At 52.3% G+C, this 16,254-nt stretch carries 15 protein-coding genes; 10 read left to right on the top strand and 5 right to left on the bottom strand.

Going from position 1 to position 16,254, the window contains the following annotated elements; translation table 11 throughout:
* Nucleotides 1–103: 103 nt before the first annotated feature.
* From AC3B6F_RS10985 to AC3B6F_RS10940, 10 genes are all read left to right on the top strand, one after another.
* Nucleotides 104–1,648 (top strand): ABC transporter substrate-binding protein, encoded by a 1,545-nt coding sequence (locus tag AC3B6F_RS10985; protein ID WP_489824387.1) that lies wholly within the window; start codon nt 104–106, stop codon nt 1,646–1,648.
* Complete coding sequence (locus AC3B6F_RS10980; protein ID WP_489824386.1) at nt 1,645–2,601, top strand: ABC transporter permease; 957 nt, start codon at nt 1,645–1,647, stop codon at nt 2,599–2,601. The genes AC3B6F_RS10985 and AC3B6F_RS10980 overlap by 4 nt, the downstream gene beginning before the upstream one ends.
* Nucleotides 2,598–3,404 carry an ABC transporter permease gene (locus AC3B6F_RS10975; RefSeq protein WP_489824385.1) on the top strand — a complete coding sequence of 269 codons (807 nt, stop codon included), beginning with the start codon at nt 2,598–2,600 and terminating at the stop codon, nt 3,402–3,404. The genes AC3B6F_RS10980 and AC3B6F_RS10975 overlap by 4 nt, the downstream gene beginning before the upstream one ends.
* A gap of 2 nt (nt 3,405–3,406) precedes the next feature.
* Nucleotides 3,407–5,230, top strand: a complete 1,824-nt coding sequence (locus AC3B6F_RS10970) for an ABC transporter ATP-binding protein (RefSeq protein ID WP_489824384.1) — start codon at nt 3,407–3,409, stop codon at nt 5,228–5,230.
* A complete protein-coding gene (locus tag AC3B6F_RS10965) occupies nt 5,227–6,684 on the top strand; it encodes an NAD-dependent succinate-semialdehyde dehydrogenase (protein WP_489824383.1) in 1,458 nt (485 codons plus the stop codon). The genes AC3B6F_RS10970 and AC3B6F_RS10965 overlap by 4 nt, the downstream gene beginning before the upstream one ends.
* Nucleotides 6,685–6,713: 29 nt before the next feature.
* Nucleotides 6,714–7,217: an Lrp/AsnC family transcriptional regulator gene (locus AC3B6F_RS10960; protein WP_023941688.1), complete on the top strand. Its 504-nt coding sequence runs from the start codon at nt 6,714–6,716 to the stop codon at nt 7,215–7,217.
* On the top strand, nt 7,214–8,089 hold the full coding sequence (locus tag AC3B6F_RS10955; RefSeq protein WP_489824382.1) for a GNAT family N-acetyltransferase: 876 nt from the start codon (nt 7,214–7,216) through the stop codon (nt 8,087–8,089). The genes AC3B6F_RS10960 and AC3B6F_RS10955 overlap by 4 nt, the downstream gene beginning before the upstream one ends.
* 11 nt (nt 8,090–8,100) lie before the next feature.
* The gene (locus AC3B6F_RS10950; protein WP_023941692.1) at nt 8,101–9,027 is read left to right on the top strand and encodes a 2-hydroxyacid dehydrogenase; all 927 of its coding nucleotides are present in this window, start codon (nt 8,101–8,103) and stop codon (nt 9,025–9,027) included.
* 495 nt (nt 9,028–9,522) lie between these two features.
* Complete coding sequence (locus AC3B6F_RS10945) at nt 9,523–9,825, top strand: IS3 family transposase (protein WP_489824381.1); 303 nt, start codon at nt 9,523–9,525, stop codon at nt 9,823–9,825.
* On the top strand, nt 9,822–10,046 hold the full coding sequence (locus tag AC3B6F_RS10940; protein WP_489824380.1) for a DDE-type integrase/transposase/recombinase: 225 nt from the start codon (nt 9,822–9,824) through the stop codon (nt 10,044–10,046). The genes AC3B6F_RS10945 and AC3B6F_RS10940 overlap by 4 nt, the downstream gene beginning before the upstream one ends.
* Before the next feature lie 264 nt (nt 10,047–10,310).
* Here the strand turns inward: AC3B6F_RS10940 and AC3B6F_RS10935 are convergent, their stop codons facing one another.
* The 5 genes from AC3B6F_RS10935 to AC3B6F_RS10915 form a co-directional block, all read right to left on the bottom strand.
* Nucleotides 10,311–11,732, bottom strand: a complete 1,422-nt coding sequence (locus AC3B6F_RS10935) for a carbohydrate porin (protein WP_489824379.1) — start codon at nt 11,730–11,732, stop codon at nt 10,311–10,313.
* Nucleotides 11,733–11,796: 64 nt separating this feature from the next.
* On the bottom strand, nt 11,797–12,723 hold the full coding sequence (locus AC3B6F_RS10930) for a 2-hydroxyacid dehydrogenase (RefSeq protein WP_489824378.1): 927 nt from the start codon (nt 12,721–12,723) through the stop codon (nt 11,797–11,799).
* 30 nt (nt 12,724–12,753) lie between these two features.
* On the bottom strand, nt 12,754–13,260 hold the full coding sequence (locus tag AC3B6F_RS10925) for a fumarylacetoacetate hydrolase family protein (RefSeq protein WP_489824377.1): 507 nt from the start codon (nt 13,258–13,260) through the stop codon (nt 12,754–12,756).
* A 392-nt stretch (nt 13,261–13,652) separates the two neighbouring features.
* On the bottom strand, nt 13,653–15,068 hold the full coding sequence (locus tag AC3B6F_RS10920) for an MFS transporter (RefSeq protein ID WP_010505434.1): 1,416 nt from the start codon (nt 15,066–15,068) through the stop codon (nt 13,653–13,655).
* A complete protein-coding gene (locus AC3B6F_RS10915; RefSeq protein WP_489824376.1) occupies nt 15,065–16,069 on the bottom strand; it encodes a Gfo/Idh/MocA family protein in 1,005 nt (334 codons plus the stop codon). The genes AC3B6F_RS10920 and AC3B6F_RS10915 overlap by 4 nt, the downstream gene beginning before the upstream one ends.
* Between the last annotated feature and the right edge of the window lie 185 nt (nt 16,070–16,254).

Below are 16,254 nucleotides of genomic sequence, written 5' to 3'. Positions count from 1 at the left end.
CATGATGGCAACGGAGACTTGAATGATTTCTTTCAATCAGATGTTTGGCTTTGTTGTTTTGCATGCTTCTTTGCTTACGCACTTCGCTTTCTGAAGAATGAAGATGCAGGTAGGCTCTGTTCTTCATCGGCGATCTGTTCTGAAAGCGACAGGACTTTTGGTTGCTGGAATGACGTCTCACTCTGTGAAGGCAACTCCTGTTTCTGGGGGGCATTTGAAAGTAGCAGGTGCAGTCGGATCGTCTTCAGAGACTCTTGATCCGGCACGTCAATCCATGGCAACGGACTATATCCGAGGTCATTTGTTCTACGATGGCCTGATTTCGCTGGATGACAGGCTTAATCCTCGCTTTGCACTCGCCGAGGCGCTGGACAGCAACGATTTTCTAACCTGGAAAATTCGTTTGCGCCGAAATGTTCAGTTTCACGATGGAACTGCCCTGACAGCAGATGATGTTGTTTTTTCTCTACGAAGACATCAGGACCCTGGGGTGGGATCGCAACAATACGCCCTAGCTCGCACCATGCAGTCTGTGCGCGCCGTATCGCCGGGTTTGGTAGAAATCGTTCTAGATGCCCCGAATTCGGATTTTCCAGCTATTCTGGGGATCAGTAATTTTGCTATTTTGAAAGCGGGTACAACAGATTTCAAAGTGCCAAATGGTACAGGTCCTTTTCGGTGCCAGGAATTTACACCAGGTATCAGGACGGTAGCTGTAAGAAGTCCGGAATTCTGGGGTGATAGACCCTATCTTGAGAGTGTTGAACTGATTGCTATCCCCGATGAGATGGCACGGCATAACGCTCTGATGTCTGGGGATGTGGACATGATAGCAACTGCCAACCCGCGGCTTGTTCAAATGCTGAAACAAGGTGGTTTCGGCGTTGTGGAAAGTCCGGTCGGAACCTACACGGACTTATCTATTCGGCTGGATCAGAAGTATGGACGCTCACCGGAATTTGTCGAAGGCATCAAATTCCTTCTTAATCGGGACCAGATCCGGAAATCCGTCTTTCTCGGCTTTTCGCGGGTTGGGAATGACCAGCCCATTCCACCGGAAAGTCCTTACTTCAATAATCAGTTGCCCCAGCGCACTTACGACCCGGACAAAGCGCGGTTTCTACTCAAGCGAAGTGGTTTCCTGGACGAAACAATTCCGCTGGTCTGTTCTCCTGCTGCTTTAGCATCCGTCGATATTGCTGTTGTCCTGCAATATGCAGCATCCCAAATCGGGCAGAAAATGGCGGTGCATCGTGTTCCCGCAGATGGCTATTGGACGCAGTACTGGATGAAGGCCCCTTTGGGCTTTGGCAATATCAACCCGAGGCCAGCGCCCAGCCTGACATTTGAGCTTGGTTTTGCAAGTACATCTCCGTGGAATGAATCCCGCTGGCGTAATCCACATTTCGACGGCCTCCTGCGGGATGCCAAATCGACTCGGGATGATAGCAGAAAGCGTCAGCTTTACTGGGACATGCAGGAGCTTGTGTCGTCTGGATCGGGGATATGTATCCCGAATTTCACGAATAGTCTCGATGCTTATGCCCCGCATGTCTGTGGGCTTCGCCCCAGTCAGGCTGGCCAGTTGATGGGCTATGATTTTGCGCGTTCGGTCTGGCTTAATGAAAATCGGGGGAGGAAGGTTTGAACAGCCAAACCCTGAAGTCGATTGGTTGGCGTTTTTTTGCCGCAGCAATGTCGCTTGTCTTTGTGATCGTGACTGTTTTTGCCATCACAAATGTCCTTCCTGGCGATGCGACAGATGCGGTTTTGGGTCAGGGTGCGACGCCGCAGGCGGTAGCGGTCATGCGGCATGATCTGGGTCTCGACCGGCCTGTATTTTTTCGTTTCTGGTTCTGGCTTTGGGGTGTTCTGCATGGTGATTTTGGGCACTCCCTCCTGAATGGTCTGTCCGTTGCGGATGCTATTGGCCCGCGTCTGCACAACTCGCTACTCCTTGCGGGCGCTTCTGCGGCGGTTTCCGTCCCTCTCTCACTCTTTTTGGGAATCACGTCTGCCATCTGGAAAGACACGGTCTATGATCGTGTCGTATCGATTATGACGCTGGGGATGGTGTCCGTCCCTGAGTTCGTGATCGCTACGATGGCGGTGTATGTTTTTGCTGTGCGGTTACACCTTTTGCCTGCACTGGCAGACGTCGGAAGTGTCCATTCGCTCAGGCAATTTCTCTCTGCCTTTTTTATGCCTGTCGCCAGCCTTGCGCTCGTAACTCTCGCGCAGATGGTTCGTATGACGCGTGCTGCGATGGCCGATGCATTGTCCGCGCCCTATATCGAAATGGCTCTTCTCAAAGGTATTGGCCCGATACGACTGATCCTTGTGCACGCCATTCCCAATGCGATCGGACCGATCGTCAATGCTGTAGCCCTGAGTCTTTCTTCCCTGCTTGGTGGGGTTGTCGTGATTGAAGTTGTGTTCACATACCCTGGAATTTCTGGCCTGATGGTGGATGCTGTCAGTTCACGCGATGTTCCGACGGTACAGGCCTGTGCGCTTGTTTTCTGTGTGACCTATCTCTTTCTCACAACGTTTGCCGACATTGTTACGATCCTGTCTCTGCCGAGAGGGAGAAAAGCATGATCGCCATGATCGGGAACTTCCGCAGCAGGCATGACAGGGCGCTTCTATTGATTGTGTTCTGGCTTCTTCTAGCGCTTTTCGGGCCGCTGTGCTCGTCTCACGATCCGGGCGCAATTGGTAGCCAGTCTGTCTTTTCGGCTCCTTCAGTCGCTCATCTTTTGGGAACAGACTATCTTGGACGAGACACACTGGCGCGGTTGCTGAACGGTATTCGACACACAGTGCTTCTGTGCTTCGCATCGACGCTAGTGTCATGTTCTGTCGGCACATTCCTAGGGATTGCGGCGGTTACGGCCAGGCCGTGGGTGGAGGTCCTGACAGGAAGGCTGGCAGACGGGTTTTTGTCCATTCCCAGTCTGCTCTTCGCTCTGTTGGTCATTGCCGTATTTGGAACATCGACGACGGCTCTGATTGTGACGATGGGAGTTATTTATACGCCCGGAGCATATCGCACGAGCCGTGCGTTGGCTCAAAGGATCGCACGGCTCGATTTCGTGACCGTGGCGCGAGCCAGAGGCGAAAGCACGTCTTATATAATCCTGCAGGAAATTCTTCCCAACATGGCAGGCCCGATGATTACAGACGTGGGGCTGAGATTTATCTACTCGGTGCTGCTGCTCAGTAATCTTAGCTTTCTCGGGATTGGTGTTCAGCCGCCGAAAGTTGATCTGGGTTCCATGGTTCGGGAGAATATGCTGGGTATGGCATATGGTTCGCCTGCAATGATCGTACCGGTCGTCGTGATAGGAATACTGACGGTAGGCATTAATCTTGCGCTAGATTCCAGCAGTGGAAGGCGCTGAACATGGCTGCCACCATTCAGGTCGACAATCTTGAGATCGTGGGGCGTCGAGGAAAGGGCACGGAACTTCCGATCGTCTGTAATGTCAGTTTTTCGGTCCAGCGCGGAGAAATGTTGGCGCTGATTGGGGAATCCGGCTCCGGCAAGACCACGGTGGCACTTTCACTGCTCGGCCACATCCGGAAAGGATGCCGAATTGCCGGCGGGACGATCCGGGTTGCGGGATATGACGTGACGGCTTTGACCTCGCATGAATGCCGCTCCATTCGGGGGCGAGTGATCAGCTATGTCGCGCAGAATGCCGGAAGTGCCTTCAATCCGGCATTGTCCATCATGCGGCAGGTCGTAGAGCCAGCTTTGGTTCATCGCACTTTGCCCAGGCGGGATCTGGAAGCCAGGGCAGTTTCCCTGTTCCGGGCGCTAGCGCTTCCTGACCCCGAAACAATCGGTGAAAGGTACCCGGGAGAGCTGTCGGGTGGCCAGTTGCAGCGGTTAATGGCCGCCATGGCTCTGATGACAGACCCAGAAGTCGTCGTTTTCGATGAGCCGACGACAGCTCTGGATGTCACGACCCAGATTGAAGTGCTTTCTGCCTTCAAGGCCGTTTTCGCAGAGCGCGGCATAACGGGCGTGTATGTGACGCATGATCTGTCGGTTGTGGCACAGATTGCCGATCATGCCGTCGTCCTCAAAGATGGAGCCATCCGGGAAGCCGGAACGGTCTCGAAGATCCTGTTTAAGCCCGAGGATCCTTATAGTCGGGCCCTTCTTGCAGCTGCGGAACCCCGTTCACGACAAGCGGACCTTGCCAGACAGCCTGAGCAACGTAGCCTGCTGGACGTGTGTAATCTGGTGGTGGGGTACGGGCAACGCACCGCCGCTGGACTGCCAGAGAAAGTGGTAGTCAATCATGTCAGCTTCAGTGTTCCGAAAGGACGTATGCTGGGCGTGATTGGGGAATCCGGTTGTGGAAAGAGCACCTTGGCGCGCGCGATTTCCGGCCTTCAGCCCTGGGCAGCCGGAGAGCTTTTGCTGAATGGAGAACCGCTGACTGGGAACGTGAGAGAGCGTACGCCTGATCAGCGACGCCATCTGCAGCTTGTGGCTCAGAACGCAGATAGCGTGCTGAACCCTTCGAAACCCATAGGACAAACCCTTGCGCGGGTCGTTCGTTTTTATGGGGGTTTGCGAGGGGCTGCCGCCACACGGCGTGTGAATGAGTTGCTGGATATGGTTCGCCTTTCACCCTCACTCGCATCCCGTCTGCCTTCGGAGCTTTCTGGCGGCCAGAAGCAGAGGATCAACTTTGCACGGGCACTGGCAGCTGATCCGCAGATCGTATTGTGCGACGAAATTACAGCGGCCCTGGATACGGTTGTGGCGGCTGCCATCCTAGATCTGATGAAAGAATTACAGCGTGATCTGGGGCTTTCGTTCATCTTTATTACCCATGATCTGCATGCTCTTCAGTCCATCTGTGATCTTGTTGCCGTGCTGTATGCGGGACAGGCCGTGGAGGTTGGTCCAGCTATGGCATTGGGGAAGGGCGTGCATCATCCTTACACCCGGCTGCTGCATGATTCCGTTCCTCTCATGGAGCCAGGGTGGCTGGAAAGTACACGAATAAGGCGCGCGGATGAAACAATGCCTGCGACCCTATTAAATTCACTCTCTCTTGATCCAGAGCTATGCTGCTTTCTTGCGCGATGCCCTGATCGTGTGAGCGGCCTCTGTGACAGAGTTCCTCCTCCTGTTCGCTCTGTTCCAGCAGGCCCCAGAGTTCTTTGTCATTTGCCTGCGCCAATCTGTTCGGAGTTTTTGACATGACATTTTTCCTGAACGATCCAGAACTTTTCCGTCAGACTGCCTTTCTCGGAGGAGACTGGAAAGCATCCACGAGCGGCAAGACCCTGACTGTCGATAACCCTTCAACAGGTGAGATCATCGGCAGTATTCCGGCCTGCACGGCTGAAGAAACCCGTGCTGCCATCGAAAGCGCGCGGATTGCGCAGGGTAAATGGCGTCGGAGCTCAGCCGCAGAGCGTGCCGGTCTGCTGATGGCATGGTACCAACTGATGCTGGACCATGCTGATGATCTGGCCAAGATCATGACACTTGAGCAAGGCAAGCCTCTAACAGAAGCCAAAGGAGAGGTTGCTTATGCTGCGTCTTTCCTCAAATGGTTCGCGGCTGAAGCTGAGCACGTACAGGGCAGTGCTCTGGTGCCGACCGCCGAGCGCCGGGTCATCATCCTGAAAGAGCCAGTGGGAGTGACGGCGGCCATTACGCCCTGGAATTTCCCTCTTGCCATGATTACCCGCAAATGTGCCCCGGCTCTTGCCGCAGGGTGCAGCATGGTGATCAAACCGTCCGAACTCACACCGTATTCTGCTCTGGCTCTTGCCGTTTTAGCAGAACGTGCAGGTCTTCCAAAAGGGCTCCTGTCTATTGTGACGGGCTATGCGCAGGAGATTGGTCCGGAACTAACCTCAAGTCCGGTTGTGCGCAAACTGTCTTTCACGGGCTCTACGAAAGTTGGGGCGCTGCTGATGCGTCAGTCCGCGGACACGATCAAAAAGCTCAGCCTGGAACTGGGCGGGAACGCTCCTCTCATTGTCTTTGATGACGCCGATCTTTCTGTTGCGGTGTCCGGAACAATGCTGAGCAAATTCCGGAACGCCGGACAGACCTGTGTCTGCGCGAACCGTGTTTACGTTCAATCCGGAATTCATAATGCATTTCTGGAGAAACTCGCAGCAGAGGTGATGACTCTGAAGACAGGCGATGGATTTGATCCGCAAACGCAGATTGGGCCGCTGATTAACGAAGCTGCTGTCGCCAAGGTGAAAGAACATGTAGAAGACGCTTTGGCTAAGGGCGCTCGCATTGTGGGTAAACCACTGGACATTAACGGTCGGTTCGCATCTCCCATGCTACTGGCGGATGTGACGTCCGAGATGCGGATTGCACAGGAAGAAACGTTTGGTCCGGTCCTGCCCGTTTTTCGCTTCGATAACGAGCAGGATGCAGTTCAGCAGGCTAATGCTACCCCCTTCGGTTTGGCGAGCTATTTCTTCACGAGTGACATCGCGAGAGGTTGGCGGGTTGGCGAGGCTCTCGATTTCGGCATGGTAGGACTGAACACCGGTTCCATCTCCCTTGTGTCAGCACCCTTCGGGGGCGTGAAGCAGTCCGGGCTCGGCCGGGAAGGGGGCGCACTGGGCCTCGAAGAATTCCTGGAAGTGAAGAGCTTTCACATTGGACTGCCGACTGCACAATGACCTCCGTTGAAGAGGAAATGGCCTGACTTATGGCAATCGCGCCCAAGCTTGATCGTATTGATCTTAAAATCCTTGCTCAGCTGCAGAAGAATGGTCGGCTGACCAATGTAGAACTGGCAAACCGTGTCGGGCTGTCTGCCAGCCCATGTCTCATTCGTGTCAAGCGGCTGGAAGCAGCCGGCTACATTGTGGGATATGGGGCGCAGATTGCCCTGCAAAAAATCTCAAGCGTTATGACTGTCTTTACAGAGGTCACACTGTCAGATCACAGACGGGATGATTTTTTTCGCTTTGAGACTGCAATGCAGAAAGTGGAATCTCTGGTGGAGGCGCATCTTATCAGTGGTGGCTATGATTACTTGCTGAAATTTATGGTTAGAAATATTGATCATTATCAGGGAACAATAGAGTCTCTTCTGGACCAAAATATCGGTATCGAGAAGTACTTTAGTTATATTGTTATAAAGTCCCCCATTTTAAAGCCAGCATTTTTGATTGAAAGTCTTACCAGAAACACGGAGCGTTCGTTATGAGCCTAGAAAACGCGAATGTACGTGAACAAACGGCCATTAACCTCCGGAGTATGACCGAGGAAGATCTGGGGGCTGCATCGGGTCTGTCAAAGGTATTGGGGTGGCCACACCGTCTCGAAGACTGGGATTTCATGCTGCGTCTTGGTCATGGGTTAGTGGCGATGTTGGAAAATGGAGAAATCATTGGCACCATTATGTGGTGGTCGTTTGGGGAACGTCACGCCACAGTCGGGCTTATTATTGTCAACGGTGCGTGGCAAGGGCACGGGATCGGCACAAACATGCTGACCACCGTGCGCAGGCTTCTGCCGGGCTGCTCAATATCCCTTAATGCGACGCCGGCTGGCCAGCCGCTCTATGAAAAACTGGGTTTTGTTCCGACGGGGATTGTGGAGCAGCATCAGGGTAATGGTGTGTCTTCTTCCATCATTGCTCTGGATGCGGGCCAGCGGCTGCGTCCGGTTGTTCAATATGATCTTCAGGATCTCATAGCGTTCGATAGGGCCGCTACGGGGATGGATCGATCTGCGCTTGTTGAGGAGCTGGTGCAGAACGCCAAAGGCGTGGTGATCGATACGGAAGAGGGGATCAGGGGATACTCGTTCTGCCGTCGGTTCGGATGGGGATGGCTGATTGGTCCTGTCGCAGCGGAAACGACAGAGCAGGCAAAGGCGCTCATTTCTCATTGGATCGGAACGTATGGTGGAGAATTTATCAGAATTGATACGCCGACTTCATCTGGTCTCTCAGGCTGGCTGGATGAAATGGGGCTGATCCGCGTGGATGTCGTCAACACAATGTCGACCGAGCCTGTGGTGATCTCTGAAAATGCTCCGCAATATTTTGCTCTGACCAGTCAGGCTCTCGGTTAAGGATTATTGAAATGTCTTTTGTGCTGAAATCTACTGAAGAGCGCGCACGTCTGTGGAAGCCAATGTTCGCCAGCGAACTGCCTGAGCTTGCGTTTCATGTCTGGCCTGAGACCGGCAATCCGCAGAAGGTTCGCTATCTCGCTGCGTGGCAGCCACCGGAAAATCTGGCAGAAAACTTTCCTAATCTTGAAGTGCTTTTTTCTGTTGGTGCAGGTGTGGATCAACTGAACCTTGCCTCAATCCCCGAAAATGTCCGGGTCGTCCGTATGATGGAGCCAGGCTTGACGGAGGGAATGATAGAATACGTCCTCTGGGCTGTTCTTTCTTATCATCGGAATATGTTCCAATACGCGCGTCAGCAAGGGGCGCATGTCTGGAAAGGTGCGCCAAATGTATCTTCAAGCCTGTTTCGGGTTGGGGTGATGGGCATGGGAGCGCTTGGTACGCCTGTTCTAAAAAAGCTGTCGCAGTTTGGATACGTCTGTCATGGCTGGAGCAGAAGCCGACATGACATTCCCGGAATCAAAAGCTATGCAGGGCCTGAAGAACTGGATGCTTTTCTGGCGGCCACAGATATCCTTGTATGCTTGATGCCCCTGACTGAAGCCACAAAAGGCATCTTAAGCCGGAAACTGTTTGAAAAGCTTCCAAAAGGGGCCTGTCTTATCAATTGTGGCAGGGGAGGGCATCTCGTACAGGATGATCTGCTCTGGGCACTGGATAATGGCCAATTGAGTCAGGCGGTTCTTGACGTGACCGATCCCGAACCCCTCCCTGAGGGTCACCCACTCTGGGATCATCCGTCAATTGTTCTCACACCCCATATCGCCAGTTCGTCTCGTGCAGCAGCGGGTGGAGAAATGATTATAAAAAATATTATGCAGTATGAAAATGCACTGAATATGATCGGAGAGATTGACAGATCTTTCGGATACTAAAAATATAAGTGTGTTTTTCATACTCTAATGATGAGACGATTTCGAGAGTTCTAAGACCTCTTAAGTCTTGATATAGTCTGCTGTAGCAGCAATGAGGATGGCGAAGAGGCAGAATGCGGCTATCTTATCATGTCGGATTGCGACAGCCTGCCATTCCTTGAGCCTCGCCCACAGTTTTAGACCAGATACCGGTGTCTGTAAGCTCATTTGAGGCAGACGGACCCTGGATCATTCTTCTTTGACAGGATGACAGGACGAGATTTCCGGTTTCAGATATCTTCCGTGAGAACCTTCTGCTGAAGGAGGAGAGGGAACTGCTAAAAAAGGCGACACAGTTCTTCGCGAACCAAAGATCGTGAGGTTTGCGTTCATTGCGCGATATCACGGTCCGCTTTCCCGTGAACGGGTCTGTCGGCTATTTGGTATCAGCGACCGAGGTTTGAGGGCCTGGCGACGTCGTCCGGTCTGTCCCGCAGAAGGCAGTATGATGCTCTGATGGTCCATATCCGCACCATTCACGCGCAGAGCAGGCGAAGCTACGGACGTCCCCGCATGACAGAGGAACTCAGAGCTCGTGGCTTTTCTGCCGGACATCGCCGTGTGGGACGGCTGATGCGGGAGAATGACATCCGGGTTGTCCGAACGCAGCGCTTTAAAGTGACCATGAAGAGCGCTCACAGTTATGCCATTGAATCCAACCTTCTGCGACAGGACTTCTCCGCAACAGCGCTTAACCAGAATGGACAGCGGACATCACATACATCTGGACGCGGGAAGGCTGGGTTTACCTGGCTGTGATTCTGGACCTCCTCTCGCGCAGAGTCATCGGCCGGAACCTTGATGTCCGTATGACCGCAGATCTTGCCACCACAGCGTTACAACACGCTATTGCCCTGCGTCAGCCATCACCATGCTGCATCCATCATGCTGATCGTGGCAGTCAGTATTGTTCAGAGGCTTACCTTCACCTCCTTTCTGCTGGGATAATGCAGTGGTGGAAAGCTTTTTCAAGACCTTGAAAGCAGAACTCTTGTGGCGACAGGCCTTAAGCACAGGTCCGAAGTTGAGTAGGCTCTCACATCCTACATCAATGATTTCTATAATCCGCAGAGGCTGCGCTCCGCAATTCAATGGAAAAGCACTCTGGATCATGAGCGCAGCGCCGCTTAACAGATAACCTATGGTCCGGAACTAAACCGGGACACGCCATGGCGTTTCTGTTCCATAATGCTTCCTTCCATTCACGTGAAAATATCACACCATCAAATTCCGGGACCAAACACCTAAAGAACAGCATGGATTTTGAGGCCAAGTGCATCAACCTCTGGCTTGTTTTTCTGAAGATTGGTTCTCCAAATATGTTGATAGTCCGGCTGGATCGAAAGGCCACGGAAAACGTGAATATTGTAAGTCGCTTCAAACGTCATGATGTGACTCTGCGGATAATCTGCATTTCCTGGCAGAGAAAGGCCTTGCCGATACCTGATCCATTGCGATGTGACCAGTTGCGGGCTGGCAAATGTTTCAGACCATTCCACACCCATTGTATCTTGTGGGCGGCTAGGAATGACGCCTCTGTCCACAAATCCGGCATAGACCTGATATGTATAAGGGCTGTTGTTCCCCTGACTTTTCGTGAAACCCGCGATTGCATAAAGGCCGTGAAGGGGCCCATTCCCATTGCGGATCAGCATCTGGTCTGCCTGAAGCCAAATTTGCGTTTTTCCGTTAGTCCAGCGATAGGGCATGCCGGTTCTGGCAGCAGGTTGTAATGACGTGTCATAGTAGACGTCTCTGTAATTCGAAGAATCATAAGCAACGCCAAATTTGTAATGGCCCACCAGATTATTTTTTCCGAAAGATGGAATAAGGCCAATTTCAACCGGAATATAGACGCCGGTATAAAGCTTGGTATCCATTCTGAATCCGGTACGGTCGTATCTGTTTGTATTCAGATATGGATTGACACCATACAAGCCGGCCTGAGCGTAAACTCCATGTAATGGCCAGTATCGTACTCTCGTTCCCCATGTGGATCCTGGATACGTCGCATAGCCTGCCGCACCACGGGTGAGGGATTTTGGAATACCGCAGTTCGATTTGTTCATAAAAGTGCAGAATAAAGGAGAGTTGGCAAAATCGATATTGACAGGCATTTTGCCTAGAGCAATCTGAACCCGGTTTTTGTAAAGGTCCTGCGTTCCGTAAACATACACTAGATGCACGCCAACATTACCGCCCCCACCGTAAATTTCCTGAAAGCCATTCAGGGATCGTTCCCCCATATCAGATGCCAAATTATGGCCCGCACGGTTAACGAAGACGGCATGTGTCTTGAAGCCTTTCCATCCGATTAGCCTCTCCCAGTCCAGATCGAGTTCAACCCCAATCTGGTGGGCATACCCTGCATCACCGCCATGCCCAGCATTCAGGGCGATGGCACTTTCGCTCGTGTAGTCCACAACGATCCCAATTCCCTTTTTATTGAGGCGTTTAACCAGTCTGCCCCACGGGTTGACCATGTTTTCCACTGGTGGCGTAAAAGGCGTATTGGCGTAAGACGTTGGAGTATCCAGAGCGAAAAGAGGGGCAGTTTCGGAGATCGGCCCACGATACTGAGCGTGGGCGGATTGGGTGCATAGCCACCCAGCCGAGAGAACACCAAGGGCAATGAGCCTTCGGCGAAAAAATAGGGAATACATCATGGTATTACCTCGGAGCGAAACATTGTTCTGGACGAAACAACGCCTCTGCTTGACCCACGCAGAGTTATTGCACTGGCGTTAGGAGAGGTGCGCCAGCAAAATGTGCGGCCAGATTGGCAATAACCAAACGCCCCATCTGGAGGCGTGTTTCCACAGTAGCGCTGGCGCGATGAGGCTGGAGAACAACGTTTTTCATCGTGAGAAGGGCCTCTGGAACCGTCGGCTCACTTTCGAAAACGTCCAGAGCAGCCTTCCCGAGCTTTCCTTGCTCGAGCAATTCTATCAAGGCGTGTTCATCCACAACGCTGCCTCTGGAAATATTTACGAGCAAACCGTACGGACCAAGGGCTTCCATGACATCACGGCTGATGAGATGCCGGGACTGTACACCGCCAGAAGCTGAGACAACCAGAATATCGCTCTGGTCAGCGAGTGCTCGCAGGTCAGGAACAAAAGGCGCTTCTGGCAATGACAGATCACGGCGGGAGTAATAGGAAACAGGCATATCAAAGCCACGTGCACGCCTGGCAATAGCCTGCCCGACCTGTCCCATGCCGACAATTCCGAGTTTCTGTCCCGTCACTTTACGAGCCAACGGAAGTTGATTGACACCCCATTGATGATCTCGAACAAACTGATCTCCCGGAACCAGATCACGCATTGCCGCCAGCATCAGTGCCATGGCGAGATCCGCGACATCATCCGTCAGAACATTCAAGGTTGTAGTTACGCCAATATTACGTCGTGCTGCTTCTTTCAGGTCAACGGCATCCGTTCCGACACCATTGATAGCAATGACTTCAAGGTTCGAAAGGCTCTGCATTAGCTGGTTTGGCACTCCAGTTCCGCCGCCTGTTGCAATCCCGCGAATACGCGCGGCAACATCTGGCGGAATAATCGAACCATCGTAACGATGCACAATATATGTGGCATCAAGAATAGCTTCGATTTCAGGCATCATGGGTTCAACAAGAAGTATTTCCGTCTTCATGACCGCAAAAACCCTTTTCATCATTCTATTTCAAGGAAGTGTGACGGTAACAGGCGCTAATGGGCCAATCTGGACTTCAGCGATCGTGTCTGCGGAAACAAATTCAGTTCCCGTCATGGACCCGGTCGTGACGATCGTCCCTGTCTGTATGGGGAAACCCCTTCTGGCAGCATGGTTGGCAAGCCAGACAAGAAGTCGCATCGGATCACCGGCGGAATTTCCTCCAGTATGATCAATGAGTGTTTTACCGTTCAAAGTGAGACGGACCCGTTCATCAACCGGCACAAGGCGTTGCCAGTCATCCAGGGGCGCTCCGTAAATAAGGGCGCCATGGTTTCCCTGATCCGCCAGATGAACCAAACCGGACTGGGATCCGGGTGTGCAAAAGCGCGTGTCGAAAATCTCGATTGCGGCGTGTACACTTACAATGGATTTGCGAATATCCTCCTCTGTCCACGGCTTGGAGCGCATTGGCAGAGATGAGCCAAAAACATAGACGATTTCTGCTTCAACACCGTAGAGGCGACAGAAATCCACTGGAAGTTTGGTATCTCCCGAAAAAATTGTCTTCTGATGTAGTGGAGCACAAAAAGGTTCGCTGTCTGGGGTTGGAGCGCCAACCTTCCACCCTTGGATCGATCCAAAAGATGACATTAAGGCATGCGCTACCCGATCCTGTATTGCGTAAGCCTCTTCTGTATTTTGGGGAACAGAAGATGCTGGGATCTGTTGCAGGCAATGACCCGTTTTGCGCGCGTCCAGAAGGAGGTCTGCATACTGTTTCAAAGCGTCCGATAACGGCGAATATACATCAGATGTCATGTTAAACCTCAGGCATGAATTGATCATGATCCGTCTGAGGATGCGTGTGCATGTCAGGCGGTAGTCAGAAGTGCCCTGAAAAATTCTAGAGGGAGGAAGCAGACTTTTTAGAACACGTCGTTCTGAGACATCAGATCTCTTCCCTTGGTCTCAGGGATAAAAAAAGTTGCCAGAACCGCAAGCCCGGCCAGAAAAATCACGTAGGTTGCCAATGGTACCCATGCGAACTTGCCACTCGAGACGCCTCCGATGTTGAACCGGGCAAACATCGTGATCAGAAACTGTCCGACCATGGGAGATACACCTCCTGCAATCACGGAGGAAAATTCACGCGTGAACGATACGGCTGTATAACGGTGTCGGACCCCGAACATTTCAGGCAGGAAAGCCCCTTGTGTACCGAACATTCCCCAGGTTGCGACGCCAAGAGCCAGAGACAATGCAATCATTGAGAGAACTGGATTTCCCTGGCTGAAAATGTACCAGACAGGAATAGCGGTCACAGCCTGCAGGATGGCAAATGCACGATACACCCGGACGCGGCCGTAGCGGTCACTCAACCATCCGGCTCCCGGAATTGTAACAGCACCGACGAACGCGGCTCCAATCAGGGCGAGGGTTCCCCATTGGCTGCTCATCCCAACGGTATGCACGAGGTAACTGATTGACAGCACCTGATAGATGGATGAACCACCATTTTCGGCCATGCGCAAACCAAGTCCAGCCGTGATGGGGCGCCATGAAGTGGTCAGAACTTCGCGGATTGGCATGACTTCTTCATGCTCTTCCTCTTCCTTCAACTTTGCAAAAGCTGGAGATTCCTTCAGTCTCAGCCGCATGTAGAGGGCGATGACGAGAAGAAACGCACTCCCTAGAAATGGTACGCGCCATATCCAAGTCTCTGCAATATTCGGTACACCCGTGAGCATGCCAAAATAGATCAGTCCCGCTGCAACCGTTCCCATCTGAATCCCGAGGAAGGGGAGGGCGGCAAAGTATCCGCGACGTTCTTTCGGTGCAGACTCCGTCATCATGACCGCTGCGCCAGCCTGCTCGGCACCCGCACCAAACCCCTGCAGAATACGCATGAAAACTAGCAGAAGAGGGGCTGCAATGCCGATTGTGGCATAAGATGGAATAAGTCCAATGGCTGCACTCGCCAGTCCCATGAGTGTTACGGTCAGAAGCAGGACTTTTTTGCGGCCATGACGGTCTCCCAGCCGACCAAAGAAAATACCGCCAATCGGCCGAACTGCAAATCCGATGAAATAGGTCGCGAAGCTTGCAACCAACCCCATGCCAGGAATGGTGCTTGGGAAGAAAAGCGGCCCAAATACCAGCGCTGACGCGAGACTGTAGAGCGCAAAGTCGTAATACTCCATGGCGCTCCCAACAGAGCATGTCCATGCAGCACGACGTAGTTCTTCGGGCGTCATTTCAGGACGCTGTGACAATGCTTCAGTCATAGTCAGAGACCGCTCCTGATCAAGGGGAAGGGACGTCGTCATCGTCGTTGCGCTCATGATGGGATGACCTTTATCTCCTGTCCTGTACGGACGGATTCCTTGAGGGCCAGTGCAATCCTGAGAGAAGCCACCCCATCCTCGCCTGTTGCGGCAGGTGTTCCTTTGCCATTGATGGCACCGAGGAAACGGGCGACACTGTAGCGGTAAAGATTATGATGAGTGAGGGATATTGGTTGTTCTCCCTCTGTATTTCGTAAAGCAACACTTCCTACTGGCTTCTGGGACATGCAATCCCGCGCGATCAAAGCCGCTTTGTCTCCGTAAATCTCTATGCCTCCAGGTGCATATGGAACAGCGTAAGACCCGTGAATTTGTACGAGAACGTCTCCAGGGAAGCGCATAACCGCCATCAGACCATCTTCAATGCCCGAGATACTTTTGCGACCGCTCTGCGTCATGGCAAACACAGAAAGCGGTTCAGTCCCCAGTAAAAAGCGTAAAGTATCAATGTCGTGAATAGTACTATCGAGGATGAGCCCACCCCCGGCATCGTTCAGGCGCCATCCATCCACTGACTTGGCAAGACAATTGGCGTGGAAAACCCGGACGGTATTCAGGTTCCCGATTGCACCTGCACGCAATTGTTCTCTGAGAGCAATATGCACGGCGGAACAGCGTAAATGATGGTTGGTGCCGAGAACCACACCTCTCTCATGGCAGACACGAACAATGTCTTCAGCGTCGTCCAGCGATAAAGCGAGTGGCTTTTCGCACAGAACGTGCTTCCCGGCACGCGCGGCAGCAAGAGCCTGTTCTTTATGAAACTCGTTTCGAGAACTGATATATACTGCCTGAATTTCCGAATCTTGCAGAATATCATCAAGCAGCGTTGTATTGCGGGGAATACCATTGACTTGAGCGTAAGCTTTTCCTCTTTCAGAATTTTGACTGAATACTGTGCAAATTATACCTTCCTGCTGCGAGCGAATGGCGTCGATCATCCACTCTTGCGCCACGTTACTAGCCCCAATCAGAGCCCATTTCGCGGGTGTTGTCATAAGCCCTCCTCGAGTTTCATCGCTGATGACGAAACAGAACTGCAATTAGATCGATCCAAAAGACCGCGGTTCGTACAGAGGATGCTAATTTTGAAAAAAAGTCACATAAATAACGTTAGATAAACGTCACTCTTGTGTGATTATATGATTTTTCATCACGTTTTCTGTGATCGTATCGTCGTTTA

It is taken from the genome of Gluconobacter sp. ESL1110 (assembly GCF_058107395.1).
The sequence above is the reverse complement of the archived record's forward strand: the minus strand, read 5'-3'. Positions and strand labels throughout refer to the sequence as shown.

Excerpts from the sequence above, each read along its gene's own strand:
- AC3B6F_RS10970 (WP_489824384.1), top strand. The coding sequence starts at position 3,407 with ATGGCTGCCACCATTCAGGTCGACAATCTTGAGATCGTGGGGCGTCGA.
- AC3B6F_RS10965 (WP_489824383.1), top strand. The coding sequence starts at position 5,227 with ATGACATTTTTCCTGAACGATCCAGAACTTTTCCGTCAGACTGCCTTT.
- AC3B6F_RS10975 (WP_489824385.1), top strand. The coding sequence starts at position 2,598 with ATGATCGCCATGATCGGGAACTTCCGCAGCAGGCATGACAGGGCGCTT.
- AC3B6F_RS10915 (WP_489824376.1), bottom strand. The coding sequence starts at position 16,069 with ATGACAACACCCGCGAAATGGGCTCTGATTGGGGCTAGTAACGTGGCG.
- AC3B6F_RS10935 (WP_489824379.1), bottom strand. The coding sequence starts at position 11,732 with ATGATGTATTCCCTATTTTTTCGCCGAAGGCTCATTGCCCTTGGTGTT.
- AC3B6F_RS10985 (WP_489824387.1), top strand. The coding sequence starts at position 104 with ATGCAGGTAGGCTCTGTTCTTCATCGGCGATCTGTTCTGAAAGCGACA.
- AC3B6F_RS10920 (WP_010505434.1), bottom strand. The coding sequence starts at position 15,068 with ATGAGCGCAACGACGATGACGACGTCCCTTCCCCTTGATCAGGAGCGG.
- AC3B6F_RS10930 (WP_489824378.1), bottom strand. The coding sequence starts at position 12,723 with ATGAAGACGGAAATACTTCTTGTTGAACCCATGATGCCTGAAATCGAA.
- AC3B6F_RS10960 (WP_023941688.1), top strand. The coding sequence starts at position 6,714 with ATGGCAATCGCGCCCAAGCTTGATCGTATTGATCTTAAAATCCTTGCT.
- AC3B6F_RS10950 (WP_023941692.1), top strand. The coding sequence starts at position 8,101 with ATGTCTTTTGTGCTGAAATCTACTGAAGAGCGCGCACGTCTGTGGAAG.
- AC3B6F_RS10945 (WP_489824381.1), top strand. The coding sequence starts at position 9,523 with ATGGTCCATATCCGCACCATTCACGCGCAGAGCAGGCGAAGCTACGGA.
- AC3B6F_RS10955 (WP_489824382.1), top strand. The coding sequence starts at position 7,214 with ATGAGCCTAGAAAACGCGAATGTACGTGAACAAACGGCCATTAACCTC.